At 63.3% G+C, this 25,080-nt stretch carries 23 protein-coding genes and 1 pseudogene; 16 read left to right on the top strand and 8 right to left on the bottom strand.

Features of this window, described 5'->3' with window-relative positions; genetic code table 11:
* The first annotated feature begins 44 nt into the window (after positions 1-44).
* From K9D25_RS23845 to K9D25_RS23800, 10 genes are all read left to right on the top strand, one after another.
* On the top strand, positions 45-1,181 hold the full coding sequence (locus tag K9D25_RS23845; RefSeq protein ID WP_371349347.1) for a substrate-binding protein: 1,137 nt from the start codon (positions 45-47) through the stop codon (positions 1,179-1,181).
* Between the two features lie 192 nt (positions 1,182-1,373).
* Positions 1,374-2,210 carry a branched-chain amino acid ABC transporter permease gene (locus K9D25_RS23840; protein WP_244451449.1) on the top strand — a complete coding sequence of 279 codons (837 nt, stop codon included), beginning with the start codon at positions 1,374-1,376 and terminating at the stop codon, positions 2,208-2,210.
* Positions 2,203-4,032 carry an ABC transporter permease subunit gene (locus K9D25_RS23835; protein WP_244451448.1) on the top strand — a complete coding sequence of 610 codons (1,830 nt, stop codon included), beginning with the start codon at positions 2,203-2,205 and terminating at the stop codon, positions 4,030-4,032. The genes K9D25_RS23840 and K9D25_RS23835 overlap by 8 nt, the downstream gene beginning before the upstream one ends.
* On the top strand, positions 4,029-4,727 hold the full coding sequence (locus K9D25_RS23830) for an ABC transporter ATP-binding protein (protein ID WP_244451447.1): 699 nt from the start codon (positions 4,029-4,031) through the stop codon (positions 4,725-4,727). The genes K9D25_RS23835 and K9D25_RS23830 overlap by 4 nt, the downstream gene beginning before the upstream one ends.
* A 9-nt stretch (positions 4,728-4,736) precedes the next feature.
* Positions 4,737-5,429: an urease subunit beta gene (locus K9D25_RS23825; RefSeq protein WP_163078403.1), complete on the top strand. Its 693-nt coding sequence runs from the start codon at positions 4,737-4,739 to the stop codon at positions 5,427-5,429.
* Between the two features lies 1 nt (position 5,430).
* A complete protein-coding gene (gene ureC / locus K9D25_RS23820) occupies positions 5,431-7,146 on the top strand; it encodes an urease subunit alpha (protein WP_163078406.1) in 1,716 nt (571 codons plus the stop codon).
* Between the two features lie 2 nt (positions 7,147-7,148).
* Positions 7,149-7,766, top strand: a complete 618-nt coding sequence (ureG, locus tag K9D25_RS23815) for an urease accessory protein UreG (protein WP_163078003.1) — start codon at positions 7,149-7,151, stop codon at positions 7,764-7,766.
* Positions 7,763-8,608, top strand: a complete 846-nt coding sequence (locus K9D25_RS23810) for an urease accessory protein UreD (RefSeq protein WP_163078006.1) — start codon at positions 7,763-7,765, stop codon at positions 8,606-8,608. The genes ureG and K9D25_RS23810 overlap by 4 nt, the downstream gene beginning before the upstream one ends.
* Before the next feature lie 9 nt (positions 8,609-8,617).
* Positions 8,618-9,103, top strand: a complete 486-nt coding sequence (locus K9D25_RS23805) for an urease accessory protein UreE (RefSeq protein ID WP_126278341.1) — start codon at positions 8,618-8,620, stop codon at positions 9,101-9,103.
* 1 nt (position 9,104) lies between these two features.
* Positions 9,105-9,800, top strand: a complete 696-nt coding sequence (locus tag K9D25_RS23800; RefSeq protein WP_163078009.1) for an urease accessory protein UreF — start codon at positions 9,105-9,107, stop codon at positions 9,798-9,800.
* 5 nt (positions 9,801-9,805) lie between these two features.
* On the opposite strand, the gene K9D25_RS23795 is transcribed toward K9D25_RS23800, so the two are convergent.
* Together K9D25_RS23795 and K9D25_RS23790 are read right to left on the bottom strand one after the other, a co-directional pair.
* Entirely contained in the window at positions 9,806-10,402 is a 597-nt protein-coding gene (locus K9D25_RS23795) for an ANTAR domain-containing response regulator (protein WP_244451446.1), read from the bottom strand.
* A 9-nt stretch (positions 10,403-10,411) separates the two neighbouring features.
* On the bottom strand, positions 10,412-11,545 hold the full coding sequence (locus K9D25_RS23790) for a transporter substrate-binding domain-containing protein (RefSeq protein ID WP_244451445.1): 1,134 nt from the start codon (positions 11,543-11,545) through the stop codon (positions 10,412-10,414).
* 211 nt (positions 11,546-11,756) lie between these two features.
* Between K9D25_RS23790 and K9D25_RS23785 the strand changes: the two genes are divergently transcribed.
* Positions 11,757-13,196, top strand: a complete 1,440-nt coding sequence (locus K9D25_RS23785; protein WP_244451444.1) for an ABC transporter substrate-binding protein — start codon at positions 11,757-11,759, stop codon at positions 13,194-13,196.
* 652 nt (positions 13,197-13,848) lie between these two features.
* Here K9D25_RS23785 and K9D25_RS23780 read toward each other — a convergent pair.
* Positions 13,849-16,824: a Tn3 family transposase gene (locus K9D25_RS23780; RefSeq protein ID WP_244451443.1), complete on the bottom strand. Its 2,976-nt coding sequence runs from the start codon at positions 16,822-16,824 to the stop codon at positions 13,849-13,851.
* Between the two features lie 196 nt (positions 16,825-17,020).
* Here K9D25_RS23780 and K9D25_RS23775 point away from each other — a divergent pair.
* Positions 17,021-17,167: pseudogene (locus K9D25_RS23775) on the top strand (helix-turn-helix domain-containing protein); the annotation flags it as partial.
* Between the two features lie 16 nt (positions 17,168-17,183).
* Here K9D25_RS23775 and K9D25_RS23770 read toward each other — a convergent pair.
* Together K9D25_RS23770 and K9D25_RS23765 are read right to left on the bottom strand one after the other, a co-directional pair.
* Entirely contained in the window at positions 17,184-20,834 is a 3,651-nt protein-coding gene (locus K9D25_RS23770; protein WP_244451442.1) for a DEAD/DEAH box helicase, read from the bottom strand.
* Positions 20,834-21,793 (bottom strand): aminotransferase, encoded by a 960-nt coding sequence (locus K9D25_RS23765; RefSeq protein ID WP_244451441.1) that lies wholly within the window; start codon positions 21,791-21,793, stop codon positions 20,834-20,836. Before K9D25_RS23765 ends, K9D25_RS23770 begins: the two co-directional genes overlap by 1 nt.
* Positions 21,794-22,076: 283 nt before the next feature.
* Here K9D25_RS23765 and K9D25_RS23760 point away from each other — a divergent pair, with 283 nt between their 5' ends.
* From K9D25_RS23760 to K9D25_RS23745, 4 genes are all read left to right on the top strand, one after another.
* Positions 22,077-22,418: a type II toxin-antitoxin system PrlF family antitoxin gene (locus K9D25_RS23760; RefSeq protein WP_244451440.1), complete on the top strand. Its 342-nt coding sequence runs from the start codon at positions 22,077-22,079 to the stop codon at positions 22,416-22,418.
* Positions 22,415-22,918, top strand: coding sequence for a type II toxin-antitoxin system YhaV family toxin (locus K9D25_RS23755; RefSeq protein WP_244451439.1), 504 nt, complete (start codon positions 22,415-22,417; stop codon positions 22,916-22,918). The genes K9D25_RS23760 and K9D25_RS23755 overlap by 4 nt, the downstream gene beginning before the upstream one ends.
* Positions 22,919-23,012: 94 nt before the next feature.
* The gene (locus K9D25_RS23750) at positions 23,013-23,201 is read left to right on the top strand and encodes a hypothetical protein (protein WP_244451438.1); all 189 of its coding nucleotides are present in this window, start codon (positions 23,013-23,015) and stop codon (positions 23,199-23,201) included.
* 373 nt (positions 23,202-23,574) lie between these two features.
* Positions 23,575-23,838, top strand: coding sequence for a WGR domain-containing protein (locus K9D25_RS23745; protein WP_244451437.1), 264 nt, complete (start codon positions 23,575-23,577; stop codon positions 23,836-23,838).
* Between the two features lie 64 nt (positions 23,839-23,902).
* Here K9D25_RS23745 and K9D25_RS23740 read toward each other — a convergent pair whose 3' ends face one another.
* From K9D25_RS23740 to K9D25_RS23730, 3 genes are all read right to left on the bottom strand, one after another.
* Complete coding sequence (locus K9D25_RS23740) at positions 23,903-24,166, bottom strand: DUF736 domain-containing protein (protein ID WP_244451459.1); 264 nt, start codon at positions 24,164-24,166, stop codon at positions 23,903-23,905.
* Positions 24,167-24,323: 157 nt separating this feature from the next.
* Positions 24,324-24,620: a DUF736 domain-containing protein gene (locus K9D25_RS23735; protein WP_244451073.1), complete on the bottom strand. Its 297-nt coding sequence runs from the start codon at positions 24,618-24,620 to the stop codon at positions 24,324-24,326.
* A gap of 155 nt (positions 24,621-24,775) precedes the next feature.
* Positions 24,776-24,928 carry a hypothetical protein gene (locus K9D25_RS23730; protein ID WP_244451074.1) on the bottom strand — a complete coding sequence of 51 codons (153 nt, stop codon included), beginning with the start codon at positions 24,926-24,928 and terminating at the stop codon, positions 24,776-24,778.
* Positions 24,929-25,080: the final 152 nt, after the last annotated feature.

Here is a 25,080-nt window from a genome sequence, read left to right as displayed (position 1 = left end):
CCATAACCTTCCGGAGAAAGCCTATGTCCCGTAGCTCCCTGCTGATGGCCGGCGTGTTCGCCACCGGCCTGCTTGCCGGCCCGGCGCTCGCCGCCGACGACATCATCACCATCGGCATCCCCGTCGGCCTGTCCGGCGCCAATTCGGTGGTCGCGCCCTCCGTCGTACAGGCTTCGGAGTTGGCGGTTGAGGAGATCAACGCCAAGGGGGGCATCCTCGGCAAGAAGGTGGTGCTCGAAGTCGCCGATGACGCCTCCGGTGCGGCCGGCGCGCAGAAGGCTTATGACTCACTGATCTTTCAGAAAAAGGTAGATGCGATCGTTGCAATGGAGACCTCGGCCGCCCGCAATGCCGGCCTGCCAATCGTCAACCGCGGCAAAATCCCCTATATTTACACATCGTTTTACGAAGGGCGCTCCTGCAATCCCTACATGTATATCAATGCGTGGGTGCCTGAGCAGCAGGTTGCCCCGATTGTAGATTTCTTCAACAAGGAAGGTGCCAAGACCTATTTCCTGATCGGCTCGGACTACGCTTTCGGGCGCGGCATGCTGGCCTTCACCAAGGAATATATCGAGAAGACCGGCGGCAAGATCGTCGGCGACGAATACGCCCCGATGGACGCCACCGACTGGACCGCCATCCTCGCCAAGGTGAAGGCCGCCAATCCCGACGCCATCATCACCTCCACCGCCGGCGGCGCGCCGAATGTGACGCTGACCAAGCAGCTGCGCGCGGCGGGCATCAAGTCGCTCTATGGCAACCTCGCCGTGGATGAGGGCACCGCCAAGTCCATGGGCCCGGATGCCGAGGGCATCTACATCGCCGGCTCCTACTTCACCAATATCGACACCCCGGCCAACAAGGCCTTCCTCGCCGCGATGGAGAAGAAGTTCGGCGCGGAGCTGAGGACGCCGAATGAACTCTCGGTGCCGCAGTATGAAGCGGTCTACGCCTACAAGGCGGCGGTAGAAAAGGCCGGCACGACCGAGGCCGCCAAGGTGATCCCGGCGCTGGCCGAGGTCGCGGTGGAAGGCCCGCGCGGCACCATCGTCATGAACAAGCAGCGCCACGCGCCGCTGACCATGTATCTCGGCCAGGTGAAGGGCGACGGCTCGGTCTCGATCATGTCGACCTTCAAGGACGTCGATCCCGGCGACCAGTGCCCGAAGCTGAAGTGAGCGTGCGCCCCTTCGCCTTACGGGTCCCGATGCGACGCGTCACTCCCGCTGTAGGGGCAGAGTGACGCCAAGCGCCCGGTGAGAGGCGGCGGCTTCCGTGCCCGCCCGCCGCCTCTCACGCCCACCGATCTGGGATGCCGGGCTCCGTGCGCACCGTCATCCCGCCGTGCCTCCAACTCCAAGGACCCTCGCATGATCGGCCAGACGCTGGACATCGTGACGACCGCCGCCATCCTCTATGCGGTGGCGACCGGGCTGCTGCTCGTGTTCGGCGTCATGAAGATCATCAATTTCGCCCATGGGGGACTGATGACGCTCGGCGGCTATGCCGCGCTCGTCACCACCCAGGCGGGGCTCAATCCCTGGCTCGCCGTCCCCATCGCCGCTCTGTTCGGCGGCGTGGTCGGCATGGCGATCGAGCGCTTCGTCGTGCGCCCGCTCTATAACCGCCCGCTCGACGCCATTCTCGCCACCTGGGGCCTATCGATCATCATCGGGCAGCTCATCACCATCGCCTTCGGCCGCGGCGTGCAGTTCGCGGAATCGCCGCTGAACGGCACGCTCGATCTGTGGGGCGAGAGCTATTCCGCCTACCGTCTCGCGCTCGTCGGCATTGCCGCCGTGCTCGGCATCGGCCTCACCGCGCTGCTCCAGGGCACGCGGCTGGGGCTGGAGACACGCGCGGTGATCATGAACGAGGATCTGGCGCGCGGGCTCGGCATCAATAGCGGGCTGGTGCGCTTCATCACTTTCACCCTCGGCTCGGCGCTGGCCGGTATCGCCGGCGCGCTCATCACGCCGCTGTCGAGCGTCGACCCTTCCATGGGCGTGCCCTGGCTCGTCAACGCCTTCATGCTGGTGCTGGTGTCGGGCGCCTCCCTGGTCAGCCTGCTCTTCGCCTGCCTGGTGCTGGGCGGGGCGCAGGTGCTGGTCGCCACCCATTTCAGCCCGGTTCTCGGAGGCCTGACCATCGCCGTGCTCGCCGCCATCATCCTGCGCATTCGGCCTCAGGGGTTCGCCCGTGACTGAAGCGCGCCGCCTCTCCCTCATCCTCGTCGTCGCCCTGCTCGCACTCGCGGCGATCTTCGCCGGGCCGTATGTGCTCGACACCTATTCGGTGAACGTGCTCACCCGCTCACTGCTCTATGCCGTGGTGGCGCTGACGGTGGACCTGCTCTGGGGATTTCTGGGCATCCTCACCTTTGGCCAGTCGGTGTTCTTCGCCTGCGGCGCCTATGCCGCCGGCCTCGTCTTCACCCATATGGATTTCTCCACCTCTAACGCCTTTCTGGCGCTGGGGCTCGGCGTCGGCGGCGCGCTGCTGGTGGCGGCCATCGTCGGCTGGCTCGCCTTCTGGCACGGCGCATCGGCGCTTTATGCCTCGGTCATCACCCTGGTCCTGCCCATCGTGGCGACGCAGCTGCTCTATTCCGGCGGTACCTTCACCGGCTCGTCGAGCGGGCTGTCCGGCTTCATGAGCTTCGACCTGTCGATGGAGGCGTGGTTCTGGCTATCCGGCAGCTTCCTGGTCGGGGTGACGACGCTCGCCTATATCTTCGTGAAGAGCGATGCCGGCCGGCTGCTGGTGGCGGTGCGCGAGAACGAGCAGCGCTGCAAATATCTCGGCCTCGACACCTCACGGCTGAAGATCCTGGTCTATCTCGCCTGCGCCGCCATCGCGGCGGTCGCCGGCTACATCTATGCCGGCTATGCGATGGTGGTGGCGCCCGAGCTTGCCGGCTTCGTCTTCGGCACCGAGCTGGTCATCTGGACCGCGCTGGGCGGGCGCGGCACGCTGCTCGGCCCGGTGTTCGGCGCGCTGATCGTCGATTACGAGAGCGCCCAGCTCGCCGGCGACTATCCCTTCGTCTGGCAGCTCATCATCGGCGCGCTGTTCGTAATTGTCATCGTCGCCTTCCCGCGCGGCCTGCTGCCTGTGGTGTTCGACCTTCCCCGCAAGCTGCTCGGCCTCCTTCGCCCGCGCGTCGCGACGCCTGCCGCCAGCGTGACGCTCTCCACCCTCGACCTCGCCGATACCCAGGGCGTCGAGCCCGGCGAGGGGCCAGCTTTGGCGGTGGCCGGCGTGGTCAAGCGCTTCGGCAGCCTCACCGTGCTGGAGGGGATCGACTTCGAGGCCCGCGCCGGCGAACTGGTCAGCCTTGTCGGCCCCAATGGCGCCGGCAAGACCACGCTGATGCGCTGCATCGCCGACGGTGCCGAGCGCACCGCCGGCACCATCGCGGTCAACGGCTACGACATCGGCCGCAAGCCGCCGGAGGCCTGCGTCGCGCTGGGCGTCGGCCGCAAGTTCCAGATGGCGAATGTGTTCGAGACGCTGACCGTCGCGCAGTGCCTGCAGATCGCCCGCGTGCGCCACGCGCGGCCCTCGCTGTGGTGCCGGGCCCGCGACCTGCCGTTGCCGGAAGCGGCGATGCACGTCATCGCCACCACGGGGCTCGACAAGCAGCTCTCCACCCCCGCGCATCTGCTCTCGCATGGCATGAAGCAGGCGCTGGAACTCTCCATGGTGCTGGCGCTGGAACCGCGCGTGCTGCTGCTCGACGAGCCGACCGCCGGCCTCACCAAGACCGAGCGGATGCAGATCGGCGCCATCCTGATCGACCTGGCCAGGAAGCAGGGCCTGTGCGTGCTGTTGGTGGAACACGATCTCGACTTCGTGCGGGAGATTTCCTCGCGCGTCATCGTCCTTCACCAGGGCCGCATCGTACTGGACGGCTCGGTGGAGGAGGTGGTGGCCTCCGAGCTGGTCAAGCAGGTCTATGCCGGCTCCGGCCATGCCGGCATCGACCACGAGACGGCGCCCGCCCCGAGCCAGGAGATGCGGGCATGAGCGCGCTTTCCGTCGACAATCTCTCCAGCGGCTATGCCGGTGCGGTGGTGCTACGCGAGGTCAGCCTTTCTCTCGCGCCGGGCGAAATCCTCGCCGTGCTCGGCAAGAACGGCATGGGCAAGTCCACCCTGCTGAAAGCAGTAATGGGTTTCCTGCCGAAGATGACCGGCACGGTGGCCATATCCGGCAGCGAGGCGACGCGCCTCTCCCCGCACCGCGTCGCCCGCCTCGGCGTTGGCTATGTGGCGCAGGAAAAGGCGCTGTTCCAGGACATGAGCGTGGAGGAAAACCTCCGCCTCGCCGTGCGGCGGCCCGACTTCGAGGCGGCGCTCGCCGAGGTGGAGGCCTCCTTCCCCTTCCTGCTGCAACGCCTCAAGCAGCGCGCCGGCACGCTCTCGGGCGGCGAACAGAAAATGCTGCTGATGGCCCGCTCGCTGGCCACGGGAGCGAAGCTGCTGCTGGTGGACGAGATCACCGAGGGGCTCCAGCCCTCGGTGATCGACCGCCTGGCCGGCGTCATCCGCAGCGCCCGCGACCGCCACGGCACCACCATGCTCTTGGTCGAGCAGCATCTGCCCTTCGCCCTAGCGGTGGCCGATCGCTGGGCGGTGCTGGATCGCGGCGAGATCGCCGAGATGGGCGCCGCCTCCGAGCCCGACGCCCGGGCTCGGGTGCTGAAGCATTTGAGCGTGTGAGGACCCGTCATGTATCTGACAGCAAGAGAACAGGAGCGGCTGCTTGTTTTCCTCGCCGCCCAGCTGGCGCAGCGTCGGCGCGACAGCGGCCTGCCCCTGAACATGCCGGAAGCGCGGGCACTCATAGCCGATGCAGTGTTCGAAGGCGCCCGAAACGGGAGATCGGTGTCGGAACTCATGTCGCTTGGCAGGTCGATCCTGTCGGAATCGGACGTAATGGAGGGGGTCAGGGAACTCGTCGACACTCTGATGGTCGAACCCTTCTTGCCCGACGGACAGAAGCTCGTCTGCGTACATGATCCCATTACGGCCGACGGCATGGGCAAGGTGGATGCCTTCACCAATCGGTGGCGCCTCGCCGCCGATGCCATCGAGATCAACCTCGGCAGGGCGAGCTTTTCAACCCTTGTGAGGAGCCTCGCCGACCGGCCGATCCAGGTAGGATCGCATTTCCATTTCTTCGAGGTCAATCAGGCGCTCGAATTCGATCGCCGCCGTGCCTTCGGCTTCCGGCTGGACATTCCCGCTGGAACCACCATCCGCTTCGAACCAGGCGACGAGAAGACCGTCGACCTCGTGACCATTGGCGGCCGTCGAGAGGTCCACGGACTCAATAGGCTGACCGAAGGCTCGCTCGACGATCCGGCTATTCGCGAGCGCGCTTTCGAACGCGCGGCGGCGCGCGGCTATCGGGGAATATAGGATGGCTCAGTCGTTGACCCGACGCCATTACCTGGAGCTCTACGGACCGACGACCGGCGATCGCGTCCGGCTCGGGGACACCGAGCTGTGGGCGGAAGTCGAGACGGACCTGACCCATTACGGCGACGAACTTGTCTTCGGCGCCGGCAAGACCATGCGGGCGGGCAGCGGATGTGACGGGGCGCTGTGCGCCTCCGAAGGTGTGCTCGACCTCGTCATCACCAATGCGCTGATCATCGATCCCGTGGTCGGGATCATCAAGGCAGATATCGGGATCAAGGACGGCCGGATCGCCGGGATCGGCAAGGCAGGTGATCCGCGGATCATGAACGGCGTCTCTGCTGAACTGATCGTCGGTGTGAACACCGACGTTCGGGCGGCCGAAGGGCTTATCGTGACGGCCGGCGGAATCGACTGCCACGTCCACTTCATCGATCCCGGCCAGTGTCAGGAGGCGCTCTCCGCCGGAGTGACGACCCTGATGGGCGGAGGGCTGGGGCCTACCACGGTCCCCATCGCCTCCACCGGAACAGTCAATCTCGGCCTGATGCTTCAGGCCTCCGAAGCCTTTCCACTGAACTTCGGATTCTTCGGCAAGGCGGCCTCCGATGTTGCTGCGCCGCTCGTCGAACAGCTTGCCGCAGGTGCGGCAGGTCTCAAGATCCACGAGGATTGGGGCGCGACGACTGCGGCTATCGACAGCGCGCTCGATGCGGCCGACCAAGGCGCGGTGCAGATCCAGCTCCACACGGACACGCTCAACGAGTTCGGCTTTCTGGAGCAGAGCCTCGAAGCCATCGGCGGGCGCACCGTCCACGCCTATCACGTCGAGGGAGCGGGCGGCGGCCACGCGCCGGACATCATACGGGTCTGCTCGCACCCGAATGTTCTTCCCTCGTCGACCAATCCAACCAATCCGTTCACGGTCAATACGTTCGAAGAGCACTTCGACATGGCCATGACGAGCCACCACCTCAATCCGAGGGTGGTGGAGGATGTGGCATTCGCGGAATCGCGGATCCGCAAGGAGACCATCGGCGCGGAGGATGTCCTGCACGATATCGGCGCCATCAGCGCGCTCGGCTCGGATTCGCAGGGCATGGGCCGCATCGGCGAGACCATCGCCCGAACCTGGCAGCTCGCCTCAATCATGCAGCAGACGCGCGGAGCTTTGCCCGTGGACGCAGGCAGCGGCAACGACAACGGGCGGATCAAGCGCTACATCGCCAAATACACCATCAATCCGGCCAAGATTTTTGGCATCGATCACGAGGTCGGGTCAATCGAGCGGGGCAAGCTGGCCGATCTTGTCTTCTGGAAGCCCGCACTGTTCGGCGTCAAGCCGGAGCTGGTGCTCAAATCCGGCTTTCCTGCATGGGCGGTGACGGGAGAGGCGAACGCCTCGCTGCTGGTCTGCGAACCGCTCCTCTATCGGCCGCAATGGGGTGCGTTCGGCCGGGCCGCGCGAAGCCTTTCGATACGGTTTCTCAGTCCACTGGCCTTGGAGGCCGGCCTGCCGCAGCGGCTTGGACTGGAGTCGCGTTGTGTCGCAACCCGCTCCACGCGCGGTCTGACCAAATACGACATGGTCCACAATGACTCGCTCCCGGAGATAACTGTGGATGCTGACACCTACCGTGTCTCCATCGACGGTGAGACCTGTGTGTCCAGTCCTGCCAGGACCGTGCCCCTCGGCTCCCTATACATGTTGAAGTAACCATGCAGAGACAGGCTATACGCATCGGCATCGGCGGCCCGGTCGGGAGCGGAAAGACCCGCCTCGTGGAAAGGTTACTGCCGCTGGTCCAGGCCGCCGGCCTGAAGGTAGCGGTCATCACCAATGACCTTGTGACGCTGGAAGACGCGGAGCGGATTCAGAAGGGCGGCCTGATTGATCCCCGCCTTGTCGTGGGCGTGGAAACCGGCGCGTGTCCGCATACAGCGATCCGCGAGGACCCTTCTGTGAACATCGAGGCGGCCGATCGGCTTGAACGCCAAAATCCACTCGATCTCATTCTGATCGAGAGCGGTGGAGACAATCTGGCATCGTCGTTTTCCCGGGAACTCGTCGACTACTGGATCTTCGTGATCGATTGCGGGGCGGGTGACGATATTCCGCGGAAGCGCGGGCTGGGCTGCCTTCAGGCGGACCTTCTGGTTGTGAACAAGATCGACATCGCCCCTCATGTAGATGCCGATCTCGATCGTATTCGAGCGGACGTGGCGATGATCCGGCCGGAGAGGCCGAGCCTGTTCACCAATTTGAGGGATGCTGCGGGAGCAGAAGCCGTTTTCGATCATCTCCAGCGCTCCCTGCTCTTCCATGCGCCCATATGACCGACGAGGCAACAACCGACGGATGGCTGCATCTCGACTTCGCTCGCACCGGCTGCGGGCAGACCGAGATCATCGGTCGGGACCAACGTTTTCCCCTTCACGTCACGTCGCCGTTGCGCCTGGATCCGGCAGTGCCGGACATGGCGTTCGTCTATGTGCACAATCCCAGTGGCGGCGTATTCGAAGCGGATCGGCTCATCGTCGAGCTACGACTGCGCCGCCATGCGCGGGTGCATGTTTCGACGCCGTCAGCGACCAAGATTTTTGGCGCCGAGGGTGGTGTGAGTGCAAGCCAGCGAATGACGATCGATATGGAGGAGGGGGCCTATCTGGAATATGTGCCCGATCCTGTCATTCCGCTGAAAATGGCCTGCTACGAGCAATATACGCTTATGAGGATGGCGACGGGCGCGACGGCCGTGCTGAGCGAAATCGTCGCCTGCGGGCGCTTCGCGGCGGGCGAGGTATTCGCCTATTCGCGGCTGCACTTCCGCACGACTGTCGAGATAGACGGCGTGCCGACGTGCAAGGACGCGTTCGAACTTGTGCCCGACAGCATGCCGCTCGGCGGGCCGGGGCTGTTCGCCGAACACCGCTTCATCGCCACAGTGTTGGTGCTTGCCCCCGGCACGCTGCCAGCGACCCTGGACCGGAGCCTTGATGATGCGGCTCGCTCCGTTGCCGGCGTCTATGGCGCGGCGTCGATCCTGCCGAAGGGCGCCGGTGTCATTGTGCGGGCGCTGTGCCGCACGCCATCTGCCGCCCGAGAGGTCGTCGATCTCGCCTGGGGCGAAGCCCGACGGTCGCTGCTCGGCCATCCGCCCCCTCCGATCCGCAAATGAGGAAAAGCCATGAGGCAAGTAAACGCCATCATCGGACACTTCGATGATCCCGGGTTCCGCGGCCGGGCGCGTGAAGTCGTGCTGCTCGATGCCGACAATGCCATGCGTCGCCGCCAGCTTGCTCTTTCCGAGGCCGGAAGCGAGGTCGCCATCGACCTTCCTCATGGCAGCTATCTCCGTCATGGCGCTGTGCTGGCCGACGACGGCGAGACCATCCTCGTGGTCGAGCGCAAGCCACAGCCGGTGATGGCGATCCGACTGAGCGCCCTGGACACCTCATCGCTGATCACTGCTGCAGCGCGCATCGGCCATTGCTTCGGCAACCAGCATGCACCCATTGAGGTGAGCGGCGGATCGATCTTTGTCCCGGTCACAACTTCGCCAACAGTCATGGCAGCGGCGGTCGAACGCCTCGGCCTTGAAGGGGTGACGTTCAGCTTTGTCGGCGTTCCGCTCGGCCTCGATCGGCCGCTGGCGACCGGGCACGCGCACTGAGATGCCCCCCTCGCCGCAGCAACTGCTGGCCGTGATGCAGCTCTCTGATAGCGGACTGCCAATCGGTCGCTTCGCCCATTCGGGCGGCCTCGAAGCGTGGCTGCATCCCCGCGGGGATGTCTGCGAAGGCGACCTCATCCGGTGGATCGAGACGAGCCTGCGGTACGCAGCAGCCCGGACGGACGGCGTAGCAGCGGCGCATGCTCACCGGTCGGCCGAATGTGGCGATGTTGCCGGCATGCTCCGCGTGGATGCCGAGTTGGGCACCTGCAAGCTGAGCGAGACGGCCCGGCGTATGTCGACCAGTTGCGGCCGCCAGCTGGCGGTCCTCGCTCCTCAGTTGTTCGATAATGGACCCGTGGCGGAATTTTGCGCCTCCATCCGCGCCGAGCGTTCCTCCGGTCATCTTGCGGTCGTGTTCGGCGCTGTGGCTGCGGCTTCGGGATTGACGGCGGAGCAGACGGTGTTGATGGAGGTCAGGAGCGTCGTCAGCCTGCATCTCTCAGCCGCGGTCCGCCTGGGGCGTCTTACCGCATCGCGGGCGCAGGTTGTTCAGCGCCTTCTGGAGCCTGCGGTGATCGTGGCCGTACAGGATGCGCTGAGCCGCGACCTGGATGCCATGAGTTCCAGTTCCTTCGAAATCGAAATCGCGATGATGGCGGTGCGTCGGCTCGACGGACGGATGTTCGCGACATGAGACACTCAGCCCCTGCGCAGCATCTCGATGACCGGAACTGCTTTTCCGGCGAGTATGTTCTCCGCGACGCTCGCCGCGGTGACGCGGCCTTCCATGGCGGCGCGCCGGATCGCCTGATGGCACGCTTCAAGTGTGCCGAAGCCCGAGGCGGAAAGAGCTTCGGCGGCGCGATCGATCAACCGCCGCGAGCGCAACGTTTCCTCGATCTTGTCGGTCTTCGCCTTCTGTCGCTGGCTGAAACGATGAAGCGAGCGGGTCAGCAGCAGTGTCGACAGGATACCGAAAGCTCGGATCGGCTTGGTGACGATTCCGTGGGCGTTCGAGTCCAGAAGGCTGCGCACGACGACCGGACTTTCGTATTGGAGGATCGCGATCAGCGCGACATCCGGCCAGTCGGGGAGCTGCTCTCCCGTCTCGGAGAGAAGGCAAAGCGCGATGTCGGTTTCGCGTGTCGGATGCGTCGGGATCGGCCAGTCGGCATAGACCGTGCAGCCTATGCGCCGGATGTGAAGCATCAACTCTTCGCGGTCGCCATCGGCCGGATGGAAGACCGCAACCCGAAGCGACCGCAATTCCCGGATCATGATTTGAGAGAAGCTCATCGGTGCGGCTCATTCACACCGTTCGGGCGCTTCATAATAGACAAGGTAGGGGTCGGGCTTGACCGGTTCTGGCGCCTCCTCGACGATCCTAAAATCGGCACGACCGGTCGTGACCGCGATACGCGGCCGGATATAGGTGTGGCTGTTGTCCGGATCGACGGTGATCAGTCCTTCGGGGGCCAGATAGTGCTGCCCCAGCACCGCCGCCCGCACCCGTTCCGGATCCGTCGTGCCTGCATCGGCAAGCGCCTTCGCGAACAGATGGACGGTCGAATAGGCCGCCTCGGCCGGGCCGTCGGCCGGCCGCGCGCTGCCGTACCGCGCGCGGTAGCGCTCCACGAAGCGGAGATTCTCGGCGGTCTTCAGCGATTCGAAATAGGGCGCGCAGACCAGGTGACCGGCTCCCACCGGCGTGCGCATGGCGCGCAGATGCACCTCGCTGGTGGTCAGCGCCGCGATCGGCATACGGCGCGCGTCGAGGCCGGCTTCATTATGCGAGTCGTACAGATGGGACGTCCCCGGCCCGATCACGGTCGAGAAGATGACGTCGGCATCCGCCTCGGCCGCGCACGCTACCGCCTCGGCATAGGTCTCGTATCCCGCGCTCAGGGGAACGTAGTGCTCGCCGAGGATGGTGCCGCCCACATCCTCGACGATGTCGCGTATCACGCGGTTGGATTCCCGCGGGAAAAGATAGCCCGAGCCGATGAGAAAGAACCTCTTCCCGACATGGCGGAAGAGGTAGTTGGCCAAAGGAAGGTGCGTCTGGTTGATGGTTGGGCCCGTGTAGATGATGTTGGGCGAATATTCAAAACCTTCATAAACTACCGAGTACCACAGCAGGCCGCCTCGGCGCTCGATCCATGGGAGGACCGCCTTTCGGCTGAACGAGGACGAGCAGCCGAAGATGTTGGCCGCCCCTTCCTCCAGTATCAGGTTGGCGGCGAGCCGTGCATAGGCCGTGGGATCGGACGCCGGGTCCTTGATGATCGGCTGGATCGCCCGCCCCCCCACGCCGCCTGCGTCGTTGATCTCGTCTATCGCCAGCAGCGTTCCCTGCAACTGCGAAATTTCCGACATCGACGTCACACCGGAATGAGAAAAAAGTACGCCTACCGGCCAGCCTTCCAATTCGACCTCCATCAGCCCGCTTCGGCCCTGCCTTCAGCCGCCAAGCGACCCTCCCCGCCATATAGCCCAATCCTTCCGAAACACAAAAAGAAAGTTAAATAAAATGGCCGCTTCAGAAAATACTCTAAATATAGGACTGGATTGGGAAGTCGATCTTATTGATCCTCCATGTTCATTTGGAGGCTGGAATACTGGGCGCGTCGTCCAAAACATATTCGAAAGCTTGATTGAGGATGATCTCGAAGGTGAGATCGGTGCCACCACGGCACTCATACCTGCACTCGCCGAGCGGGTAACGGTCTCGCCGGACGGCCTCACCTATCGTTTCGATTTGCGGCAAGGCGTCCGCTTCCACGATGGAGCCGCCTTCGATGCCGAGGCGGTGCGCCTGAACTTCGCCAGGATGCGGGACACTCTCAGTCCGGTCTATTCGCCGATCGCCGCCAATTACAACCGGATCGGCATCGAGTGGATCGACGCGATCAAACTGGTCGACCCCTTCACCGTGGACATCGAGCTCGGCAAGCCGTTCCCGGACTTTCTCCGCTACATGACCCAGGAGGATGCGCCCGGGGCGCAGGTGTTCGTCAGCCCTGCGGCGCTGGAGACGTTCGGGCCGGACCTGTCGGACCGCGCGCCGGGAACCGGGCCGTTCATCTTCGAAGAGCGCTTTCAGACATCTCGCGGCAGCGGAGTCACGCTGCGCCGAAACGATGCTTATTGGGGCGAGGTGGCAAAGCTGGAAAAGCTGCGCTTCCTTCCGTTTCCTGATGCGACCGAGCGCTTGACCGCCCTGCTCGACGGCACGGTCGACCTCGCCTATGGCCTCGACGGAGCCGATCTGGAGGACCTGCAGCAGCGCGGCTTCGTCGTGCATTCGGGCAGCGTTCCCTATGTCTGGTACCTGATCTTCAACATGAGCGATCCGGTGCTGGCGGACCGGCGCGTGCGTCAAGCCATCGCCCATGCCTTCGATCGGGAAGCGCTGAGCGACGAGGTGTTCAGAGGACAGACCCGTACGGCGAAGGGAATTCTACCTCCTGCGTCTCCGGCCTATGATCCAGAGTACGTCGATCCGTACCCCTACGACCTCGACCAGGCACGAAGGCTCCTCGCACAGGCGGCTCCACCCCCGGATTGGGCCCTGCGAGTCATGTTTGCGACGGCAGGCTCGGCCCAGCTCCAGCCCACTGCAATCATTGGTCGATTGGCCTCAGACCTCGCCAAGGTCGGCATAAATCTAGAGCTGTGTCCGCACGAGGATTGGGTTGAGTACTGCAAGCACTGGCAAAACGGTATGCCCGCCGGGGTAGGGATATCCGAGATGAGTTGGGGTATGTCCTGCGACGTCTGGCTTGATCAGGTTCTACATTCGCGGAACGTCTCCCCTCATGGGGTCAATGCAGGATACTGCCGTATATACGAGCTTGATTCACTGCTAGAGGCTGCCCGTCATGAGCGCGAAGATGCCGAACGGACGAGGCTTTACCGTTGCGCAAATGAGCTCGTCATGCGTGAATTGCCAGTGCTGCCGGTGCTCACCGTTAATACCGGAACGGTTGTGCACAGCCCTCGAGTATCCGGCTTTCGCTATGCCAGACAGAATTGGCATTCATTTCGCAATGTAAGCCTTTCTGGTGCCATCCGCAGGCCGCCACCCTGATGGAATGGCCGAGTCGGAGACATGGATTTACGAAAGGTCTCGACGAAGGCCAGGCTCGCGTTCTCCATCAGTCGCCAGCGATCAGCGACCTGTGTCGCTGCTGAAGGCGCCCTGGCCGCGGCCAGGGCATAGCGCCGCCCCGGTCCCGGGTAATGATGGGGCCCGTGGCTGTTGGTAAAGCCGTGTCTGCACAGCCGGATCGGCAACAATCCGCCGATCACGCTCCTGAATGGCTCTCCGGCGCCCGTGCCGGCATGAGGCTTAAACCCGGAATTTTCCAGCTCTGGCTGGCCCAAATTCGGGTTGCACCTGAGCCGATTGGCTCTTTCTGCTTGCGAATGCGGGGAGGGGGCGGTTCGGAGTCTAGCGCCGACGCCTTGTCTCGCTCGTCGCTTTGGAGCTTGTCGGCCAACTAAATAAGCGGAATCTCAATCATATACGTGTTCGCAGTTTCACCTTGGTCGGCGCGCCACTTCCGTAAAAACTGGTCACCGCGGCCACAGCCGCGCCGCTCATCACCAGACGCTCCAAAACATCGCGCCGGGCGTGCCGTTCGGTTCGTGCAGCCGGCGCTTCCATTCCATATCGGCAAGATGGGATCAGAACAAGAGCTGCTCAAAATCGTACGCTAAGGGCGAACGGAGCATGAACATCATGCCGCCCGTCGGATTAGTGCTGGCAGCCTGAGCGACCTGAAGCCTTCGGGCATCTGGTGCTCAGAATCCCAAGCGTAGATGCCTGTGAGGTTGATGTGTTCCCAACTGAGAGGCGAAATATGTTTGAGAAGGTCATCTGGGATAGTCCGACGCGCCATCCGCAGGTGGTTTGCAGCGCGGTCAAGATAGACCGTGTTCCAATGGACGATAGCGCTGACGACGAGATTGAGGCCAGATGCGCGGAATGCCTGGCTCTCGAATGACCGGTCACGGATTTCTCCGCGCTCGTGGAAGAACACCGCGCGTTTGAGCTTGTGCGCTGCCTCGCCCTTATTGAGGCCGGCTTGACACCGCCGGCGCAAGGCCGGGCTCGAATACCATTCGATCATGAACAGTGATCGCTCGATCCGGCCGAGTTCCCGCAGCGCCTTGGCCAACTCGCTTTCCTTTGGAGACGCCGAGAGCTTCTTCAGAACCGTCGAGGGAACGACGGCGCGCGTCGTGATCGACGCTGCCAGATGCAGCAGGTCATCCCAATGATCAAGGATCAACGCGGTGTTGATCGGTGCTCCGATGTGGCTCGTCAGCGCCGGGTAGGCATCGCCCTTCTCGAACGTGTGGAACTTTCGATCTTTGAGGTTGCGCAACCGAGGGGCGAAGCGCTTGCCGATCAAGGCGAACAGCCCGAAGACGTGATCGCTCGCGCCACCAGTGTCAGTAAAATGCTCCTGGATATCCAGGAGCGTATCCTGGTCAAATAGGCCATCGAGCACGTAGGCCGCTTCGCTTTCCGTGGGGCTAATGGGCAGGATGCTGAAATAGCCGTACTGATCCGACAAGTGGCTGTAGAATTTCGATCCCGGTTCGCTGCCATAGTGCAGATTGACATCGCCGCGTTTTGCCGCTCGGTCGCTCGCACGGAAGAACTGTCCGTCGGACGACGCGGTCGTTCCGTTGCCCCACAGGCGGGAATGCGGGTGACCCGTGTGGGCGTCGGTGATGCAGGCCTGGGCGGCGCGATAGGTTTCTGATCGGGCATGGAAGGTGCGCATCCAGCCAATCTGATGGGCGCTGATGCCCTTGGATGCGCCAGCCATCCGCTTCGGACCGAGATTGGTTGCATCGGCCAGGATGCCGGCCAGCATGGCAGAGACATTCCGTGGGGTGTCGCCTGTGCGGACATGTGTGAAATGATCGGCAAAGCCCGTCCACTCATGCACTTCCCTGAGGAGATCAGGAACTTCGACCAGCGGATACATCTCGCTGATCTCCGCGTTCAGTTCTTCGGCTGCCGCAGGAACGTCGCCGACGGTCGGCGTCACGATCAGCGTTCCCGCTTCCAGACGAACCCCCTCGAGGTTACGAGCGCGAGCGCGATAAGCCAGGCGCTTCAGATTGAAATCCAGCACCTGCATTACTTCGTTCAGCCAGACGGCGCCGTCACCGCCCACACCAAGGCCAAGCCGATCCTCTTCCTTCATCGTGGTGAACGTAGATCGCGGCATGAGGTGCTCGTCGATCGGGCGGAACGAGCGGCTGCCCTCTACCCATATATCCGCCGAGCGAAGGCGCTCGCGCAATGCGGCGAGCGTGGCTATCTCATAGAGCCGGCGATCAGGCTTCTGCTGCCCAAAGATCAGTTTTCGATCGGTTGGACTGAGATGGCTGGTCGGAACACGCTCGGGCAGTACACGCCGTCCCTCCGAATGAAGCCTTCGGAGCATGGCAACGGCTGTGAGCAGGGAATCGTGGCGGCGCGCCGAACGGAACGTAAAGGTCGTTAGGAACGCCGTCGCGTATTTGAGGACGCCCTTATACTGCTCGGCCGCCAGCATCAGCGGGGATACCTCATTTTCCTCGACCATTGCTGCAAGCTCCGGTTTCATCCGCAGCAGCCGGTGCCAACCGACCTTCTGGTCGAGTACTTCGAGTGCGTCCTGACCCCGATCGTTGGCCGACTGCAGCGCTGTTATCGTATCGAGGAACATGCGCAGGGCCTTGGAGGTGTCTGTCCGGTGGTCCATATGCCGCCGTTTCTTACGGCTGTTAGCCTGCGAGAACAGCCGCCCGATCAGCTTGATGAACATGGTCACGGCATCGTCGGTCAGCTTCTCACCGAGTTTGATGACCTGCGCGACGATCAGGGCGTGACGACGACTTGCATTGAAGTCGTTGGCCAGCCACGCTGGCGTGGCCTTGCCCTCGCGGACCATTTGGTCCCACCGCCCGGAAGCCACGCGCGCCCGGAAGCCGGGATCAATTCCGAACGTGCGCAGGAAGGCAATCCGTTCAGTGAGTCCAACCAGATTCGAAGCCGCGGGCGCTTCAGGCGCCGACCGCAACCAATGGAAGCGGGTCTGACCGATCGCCGCATCAACCTCGAGCAGCTTGTCGAGCGCCTGCAGTTTCTCTGGTGCCAGACCTTCGATAAGCGCACCCTCGGCGCGGCGGCGAGCTATGGCGCGAGCCGCAAACCCCATTCGCTCGATGATCTCCGCCGCCGGCAACAGTACTCCGCGTTCTCGCAGCGTGGCGACAATGGCGTTTACAATCGAAGCGCCGCTGTCGGACATCGCGGCCGCCTCAATTGCCGATAACAGCCCCGCGCGACGATCCTGAGATGTCGCGCTTCTGACGCCGAGATAGCTCATCAGGCGCGCAATGTGATCGCGACGTGTCTCTTCCCGCCGGGCATAGGTTGGGAACACAGGGGGATCGGCACCGATCTGGTCGGCGACATATTTCAGCATCGCACGCGGCGGAATTTCGCCGGCCGCCAGCACCCGGCCCGGATGTCTCATAACGCAAAGCTGAACAGCAAAGCCGAGCCTATTATGCTCGCGTCTGCGCAGATCAATCTCGAGGCGATCAGCGGCGGACAATGAATAGTGTCGGATCAGGCTGTCCTCATCAGCCGGAATGTCGAAAAGCTGCCGTCGATCCTGAGCTTTGAGAATCGTGCGCCTGGCCACTGCTCAACTCCGCATACAGCACCAACTACCGCTGAATGTTGCCGAACTGACCGGATGTGGAAACAGCAGCGATCCTGCTGGCACCGTTATCCACTGGGATCAGACGCACTGCCGCGGAAATCGCGAGACACAACCAAACTCGGTTCACGCTTCGTCCTTAGCGTACGATTTTGCACAGCTCTTGTTCCGACCCCATTTTGTGCTGACCCGCCCGATTGTCTCGGCCGGCATGATCGCAGAGCAACTGCGGATCACGCCGCGCGCGGCACAGGACCTGGTTGCGGAGCTCGGCCTGCGCGAGGCGACCGGCCGCGGAAGCTATCGCGCATGGGGAATCCTGTAGTCGAGTAGGGTGATGCCTACGCTCGAGCCGTCCTTGTGAACGTGCGGTGGACAGCGGATATCCTGCGGTCCGTGCGCAGTTCGTAGTCGTTGTTGATCAATCGGTCGTGGAACTCGCCCAGGAAATCTTCCGATCGCGCAAGCTCGAACCCAGCGGGATCGAGCCAGCGCACCAAAGCGCCATCGGCGATCGGGATGACGCTGTATCGCTGTCGATGACCGTCGGTGCCCGTGAGGGCCACCGGTTCCGGTCGTTCGACCGCGGCCTCCAGCGGTCGGCGTGGGAGCGTTCCTTGCCATTGGAGAAAGAGCTGGGGGTCGATGAGATCCTCAGACTCGATGTCTTCGAATTCGTCGTTGAGCCAAGCCTCAAATTCGTTGCGTCGCCCGGCCGCCGCTTCGCGCGTCTGGGCGAGATTTTGCGACAGCGCGAAGGCGACAAAAGGATCATGCGTTCCCCATCTCAAAAGCTCGCGCGCCCAAAAGCCGAACCAAGGCAAGCCCGTGGTGGCTTTCCATTCCGCGAGCGTAGGTACGGCGAAGGCGTCTGCTGCTCCCGCTGACCACGCCTGCGCAACGACAGCCCCGATCGCGACTCCAAGCCGAAACTCGAGATTGTCGGCGACGAAGCGCTGCCAGGCACGGAGATCATCCGCTTCCGGCACGATGGCGTCGGGTTCATGCATCCACCATCCCAACACGTCCGCCCAGCCCCGCAGTAGCGCCTGATCCGCATCGGTCTGACGCACGCGAAAGCCGAAGCCACGGTCAGCGGCGAGCAGGAGGCCGATCTCCTCGAACACGTCGATCCGCGCCGTGGCGTCGTCCTGACCGTAGGTGGTTGCTGCCGCAATGAGGTCGCGAAGGCGAGGTGCGATCGCTTCAAAGCGGCGACCCACGACGGGAGAGAAGCCATACTGGTAGAGCCGTCGGCGTTCATCTGCGTCGGGATAAACGGTCTCCACGATCGCGCGACCCCGCTGCACGAACGCTTGCTCCAGCCAAAGCTCTTGGGCGGCTGCGGCAGCCGTGAATGTTGTCCGCCATAGCTCCACGAGGTGAGCCTCGGCGCGGGCGCCTGTCATGGCGGCTCCATCGGCTCGCGAAACCTCCTCGACCGCCGTCAGGAGCACGCCGTCGAGTTCGTCGAGTGTATCGGCCAGGCGGGCACGAGGTTCGGTCGCGCCTTCACCGGCCGCGCCACTGATGTCCGGGGGCAATGCCTCCTCGAGCCACTCGACGAAGTCATCAGGATCAATGCCGAGCAAGCGCTCCGCGCGATCGCGGATCGCATTGAGGAGGAGCGCCAAAGGGCTTTCGACTTCATCCGCATCCATTTCTTCGATCAGAAGGGAGGCGCGGAGGCGCTCATAGTCGGTCTGCAGCTCGCGGAGCTGGCGACGTTGAACGGGAATTGTCGCGGCGGCGGTAGACGATACGTGCGTGGGCAGCGCCACGAGCGTCATGCCTTCAATCCCTTTCGCCGCGCCAGGTCTTCCGGCGCGACCCGCAAGGTTGCGGAATTCGGCGGTCGATAGCGGTGCGACGACCTGACTCTGCGTGACTTGATCCCAGGAGCGCCGTTTGAGCGACGTCAGGAAGATGAGATCGAACGGGAGGTTCACGCCTTCGGTGAGCGTCGCGGTCGCGACCGTAATGGGACAAATTCGACGCTCGATCATCTCCACCATCAGCCGCCGCAGGCGCTGCGGCATCTGTCCGTGGCTGCTCGCGATTCCTCGATCGAGGAGGAACAGCTCGAACGAGCCTTCGCCGCAATAGTCGATACAGGCCGCTCGCGCTTCATCGAAGCGTTCACGATCACGGCCCTCGGGAACCACGAATGGCGGGACCGCGGCCCAGGTATCGAGTTCCAGGGCCTCCTTGAACCAGCGCATGGTCTGTTCGGGTTCTTGCGCAACCGAGATCAGGATCCGTTGATCCTCTTCGACGAGGTGGAGCGCAGTCCAGAGAACGCTGAGGCAGTTGAAGCGATTGAGACTGTTGCGCATCGCTGCCGGGAGCAGGGGCATCGGTTGCATGCGCAGCGGGAGATAGACCGGTTGCTCCTGGCCGCGCACATACAGCGTCCGGCCGTTCATGATGTCGAGGAGAATTCGGCCGGTCGCGTTTGGTGCGGTTTCGAGAATGCCAATGACCTGCCGCGTACTGCGATAGCGTACGCCCACAGCGTCGGCATCCGCACGTCCCTCGACCCATCGAGCAACGGGAAGTGCGGCGCCGCCTGCGACGGCCGTCAGCGCGATCCGAACCACGTCGGGCCGCTGCGCAATCACACGAGAGACAAAGTTCTCCAGTCGGATTGATCGGTTGCTGTGGTCCGAAAAGCTGATGCGGGTATTGTCGTTCGCATCGGGCACAACCTGGTGCGCTTCGTCGAGGATCAGGAGCCGGACGCGAGCCGTGATAATCGGGCCGAGATAGCGCATGAGCGCGTCGGCTTTCTCGACGGTCGCGATCAGCACCGTCGGCTCATCCCCGGTGAGCCAGTAATCGGTGATGCCCCAATCAGCGCCGCCATAGAGGGCGGTGATGGTCATTTCGCTTCCGAGCTCGGCACGAAGCTTGGCTTCGACCTCGCCGGCGAGCGCCCGGGACGGGACGAGATAGATGGCAAGCGGAGCCAGGCCGTCGTGTTCGCGCAGCAGCAGCTCCTTCAGGAGCGCCATGTTTGCGACAAGCGTCTTTCCCGAACCCGTCGGCGTGCAGAGTGCGAACGACGAGTCTCGTAGCAGGCGCTCGAGCCCTTGGAGCTGGGATGTCCATAGAATTCCTCGACCACGGCTGAACTGGTCGCGAGCATATGACAAGAGCTTTCCGGTCCTGGCCGGGTTCAGCGCGGCAAGAGCGCGCAGCGGCCGGTAGATACTGGCCGCCATGTAGCCGTCTGCGACCTGCCGCATGAGTGCGATAACAAGCGAGGCATCGTCGCTGAACGTCCTCGTTGCCATTTCGTCGAGCGCATGGAGCTTCGACATTGCAATCTCCAGCCGCGCATCGTCGCCGCGGCGGAGGCTGTCAGCGATCAATCCGAGGCTGCGGACGAGTTCGACGGTGAAGAACCACGCAACGCGATGATCGTCTTCGTCCAGGTCAAACTCGTCGACTCCAGCCGCAGCGAGCCGGCGCGATGCATCCGGCGCAGTGAGATCGGGATGCGTATTCCAAAAGGTGGAGGATCGACGAATGACGCCATCGAAATCCGCTCTCAGAAATGCCGAATAGAGAGCTACACCTTCGTGGTCGGTCCCGATCTGCCTGAGAAGGCCTGACGCCATTGCTGGCAGACCTCCGAGTTGGTAGGCGGCGGCCGCGAGCAGCTCGATCGGGACGATCGAGCGAAGGCCGTCGGCGGCGCGGGAGAGCCATTCCAGGATCTCGCCTGTCCTGCGATAGCAGTCGATTGCGCGGGGCGAGGATGCTCCCTCGATCTGCCGAAAGATGTGCGCTGCGTGAAGCAAGCGGCGGGCATCCGCTAATTGTCGGGCCGACTCGCGATCGCTCCACTGAATGGCGGGAACCTGCCAGGTGGTTTGGAGGCAGCGCACATAGGCCCGGGCTTGCGGGCGTGAAAGTTCGTTTTCGATCGCAAGCGCACGGCGGAGGGTGTCGGCAACGTTCAGGCGGTCGGCGTCAAGTTCGGGCACTATTCCGCCTCCTGCCACAAGCTCGAATAGAGCCCGTCGATGAGACGCTCGCCATCGGTCAGGATGAGCTCGACGACCTGAAGATCATGAGGGGCAGTATATTCCACCGGCGCTTCTTCCCAGCCGATGAGCACGTCGAGTGGTTTGCGATCGCGAGCGCCATTGCCGGCGATGAGGATCAGATTGGTTCGCGGCAAGGGTGGCGCGTCTTCCAGCAGGACGGCTTCGTCGATCGACAGAATCGCTGCCTGATAGCCGTCGGGGTCGCGCAATTCGAGGAGTCGCTGGAGTTGCCGCAGGCCGTGCGGGAGCGGGGTGTCCCGATTGACCTCGAACCAGACACCGCGACCAGATCGCGCGCGCTCGCCGGTTTCTTCATCCTCCTCCCAGGGGCCGAGCATCAGGGAATCGACAGCAGAGTCGGTTAGCCGCTGGCGCCACTTTGCTTCACCCGCGATGAAGCGGACGACTTCGCCGTCTTCGTTGAGCGAGAGCCCCAGGAAGTCGGAGCCGAAGCGGCCGAAAACCTGGCGAACGCGTTCCGGATTGCGCGCCAGATCCCACAGGTAGGCCTCGACGTCAGCATGCTGTCGGAAAAGGAAGATCGGGATGCACCATTCGTGGCCGCCGACGAATTTTGCCTGGAATGCTTCTGTGACCATTCCGGCCATCACTTCGCCGAAGAGGCCGCGCCGTGCGGTTGACGGAAGGCAGCTCGGGTAACACGCGTGCGCCCCAGGCGCGTCCGCGTCGGGGTGGAGGTCGATGCCGATCTGGCGATGGAAATACTCGCGAGCGTCGAGATGCGCGGACTCGAAATACGGCCGCATGGCATCGATCAGATCGTCATCCGTGACGGCCTTTTGTTCGAGCAGGAGATGGCCGTATCTCCCCCTGATTGTTCCATTGGACGATAGCCACCGGTCAATTGCCTCTGTCGGGGGTTCACAGGTGTGCATAATCGGTGGCCTCACCCAGAAGACGAAGAAAACTCTCTGACCGATCCGGCTCAGGATTTGAGCGTCGGTCGCACGCTGTCCTCGTTTCGCGGGAATCGGCCAATTCAGGTCTTGCTGATTGGCAATGGCGGCCGCGGTGGCCCTTCTCGAGATGACCGACGTCTATGCAGAGCACTGCTTCGCCCCATCCTGCGGCCTTGTTTTCCCCGGAAGCGGGTTGATGGCCTTGACATACAATGCAAATGCATTACATGGAGAAATGCAAAGAGGCAAGGAGTCTCCGATGCCGAAAACGGCGGAAATCCTCGAAATCCCTGCGACCATCACTGACCGTGGCCAGACGACCGTGCCGGCGGCGATCCGGAAGATGCTCGCGCTCGGCAAGCGTGATCAGGTGGTGTTTCGTGGTCTGGCGGACGGGACCGTCACGATCGCGAAGAAGGAAGCGGACCGGCAGGAGGATGATCCGATGATCGGCAAGTTCCTCAAATTCCTTGCGGGCGACATGACGAACGAGCCGGCTCAGATCCGGCCGGTGCCGGCGTCGATGCTGGCGCGTGGAAAGGCGCTGGTCAAAGGCGTCAAGGTCGACCTCGACGCACCGCTCCCGGATGACGAGGCGTGAACGATGATATTGTCGAGATCAACGGCTGGCGAATTTTCGCGCATCCGTTGTTCCTCGACCAGCTCGAGGCGATGATCGCAACTGTCGAGAAGGCGCGAAAGAAAGACCCGAAGACCTTTACAAAGAAGCGTGCGGCGAAACTGCTCGCTGCTGTGCTCAAGGTCGCATTCGACGATATTCCCGGCGATCCGACGCGCGATGTCTACCGGCAGGGAAGCACGCTCGGCGGAGATTACAAGCACTGGTTCCGCGCCAAATTTCTGCAGCAGTTTCGTTTGTTCTTTCGCTACCAGCAAACGGGCGATGCGAAGGTGATCGTCTTGGCATGGGTGAATGACGACTCGACGTTGCGTGCCTATGAAAGCGCGAACGACGCGTACGCTGTATTCAGGAAGATGCTGGACCGCGGAAACCCGCCGGACACCTGGGAGGATCTGCTTGCAGCCGCCTCCAGCGCCGCATCCAAGCGGCGCCTTTCGCGTTCAACGCAGGGACGATGAAAAGCCCTGGCGAAGTTGGGGCATCGGCTGCGAGATTTGAACCGCACAAGGGACCTCGTCGAGAGGCCCCTGTCAGCAAACACGGAGCTGCAACATGGCCCCCATCGAGCTCACGGCGACGCCCAAAGGCAACGGCTACCAAGCGACTGTGACATTCCCCGACGGCGTTTCGATTAGCTCGCACGAGACCTATCCGACGATCGGTGAGGCTATCGCAGCCGCGGCGATGAAGCTGCTCGACATGCCTGAGCGCCTTGCAAGATTGGATCAGGACGCCGGGTGAGGCGGCCGCCGTTCGCGGCGCAACTGAAAGGCGGGCTGCGACTGAAAATGTCGCCGGACGTCAGTGTGCCTAGGCGCCGTGCTTACTTGCCGGCAGGGGCTGGCCCAGGAGCGCGAGGGGAATCCTTCGCAGGCCGAACGCCCGGTCGATCCGGTCGTTGGCGCCCTGCGAGATGGATCGTCACCCGCATGGGCGGAGACCGCATTGCGGGCTTCGCGAGCGGCGCACAGCGGTGCGAGTAGAGCCAGCCCGCCGCAGGCGGCTCGCCCAAATACATGCTGATGCTCGACCCATCGATGCGGTGAATCATTCGCGCTGGATCGATTCAGGAAATCCATTGGACGGTCGTCTCCGGCCAGGCGAGACTCTCGCCATGTCCAGGACGGATCAATACCCGCGCCATTTGCGCCGCATCGACCCTGCGCAGAACATGCGCCGCTTTTATTTGCTCGCGCTGCAGCCGACGCTGTTCGGGGGCGCTTCGGTCGTGCGGACCTGGGGACGCATCGGCACCTCGGGTCAGACGATGATGGAAACATTCGATCAACCGGCCGCCGCTGACAACGCCTTCGACCTTCTCGAGCGCAGGAAGAGGCGCCGCGGCTACCAGGACGCCGATTGTTCGAGCGGCGACTGACGTCCGGCGCGTCACGAGCGTGGCGAAGGCCCCGCCTTGCGGCGGGGCCCTCTTGTCGCCCCGATTAGTCCCGGTTCGGCCGGGACCAGATCAGCTGCAGGCCTTCCTCGCCTTCGACTTCGACCAGGGTCGCGTAGATCGGGGCAGGGAAGCTCGGATCGTCGAGCTTGACCGAGAGGTAGTCGCGATCCGTCTGGTCGGAGTGCTTCTGCCAGGCGGCGCCGAGCTCGACATTCGCCGCTGCGAAGATGCGGAAGTGCGGACCCTTGTCGGAGGGGTTCTCGATGCGGACCAGCCGAGCTTTGACGTTCAGGGTCAGGGTGCGGATGGTGCCCGTGAAGCCGTTTTAGGTCAGCCGTCAACTGTCATTTTGAGCGGAAGTCGTTGATGTCGCTTCATTATTTGTTGGATGACACGTTCAAGGTGCCCTTTTGCCGAATCGCGGCGCCCCGAGGTGGAGCGCCGCGTCCGAGGGTCGGGCTGCCTCAGCGCGACCAGAAGAGGGCGAACCCGTCCTCGCTCTCGACCAGGGTGGCGTAGATCGGAGCGGGGAAGCTCGGGTCGTCGAGCTTGACCGAGTGATATTCCCGGCCGGTCTCCTTGGCGGTCTTCTTCCAGCCGGCGCCGATCTCGATGGCGCCCGCGAGGGCGCGAAGGTCGGGCGACTTGTCGCTTTCCTTCTCGGCCACGACCAGGCGGGCCTTGATGTTGAGGTTGAGCGTCTTGATAACTCCGGCAAACGAACCGTCTTCGTTGCGGGTGAACGTGCCGATCTGAGCCATGGAACTTCTCCTTTGCTGTATCAGGTCGCGACCACCGCGGCCTTGATGGCGATCGGAGAACACCGGGCGACCGACCCGCACCCGAAGGGCTGGAACGCAGTGGAAGGCGGCGCAGAGCCGGGCTTCTTGCCTCGCGAGGAAGCCGCGCGCAGGCGTCAGCCGAGCACGGCGGGGAAGAAGATCGGCATCGCGCTGTTGCGGGATCGAGGTCGGGCTGCGCAGTAGCCGGACGCGGTGTGAGATACGCCAGCAAGAAAGGCCGCAGTGGACGCACCCCATTCAGCTTCGAAGGAGAGATCCTGGCTCATGACGCCGATATCCGGACGATGACGACATGCCGAGATCAGGCGCAACCGTGCATCACGCCCAGGCCGTTCACTGCGACAAGAAGGAAGACGAGTCTCGCTACTTTGCACCTGCGGCATCAGCTTACCGGCGCATGGCGATGGGCCGCATGGCA

The sequence above is a fragment of the Ancylobacter polymorphus genome (assembly GCF_022836935.1).
Classification (GTDB): Bacteria; Pseudomonadota; Alphaproteobacteria; order Rhizobiales; family Xanthobacteraceae; genus Ancylobacter; species Ancylobacter polymorphus_A.
The sequence above is the reverse complement of the archived record's forward strand: the minus strand, read 5'-3'. Positions and strand labels throughout refer to the sequence as shown.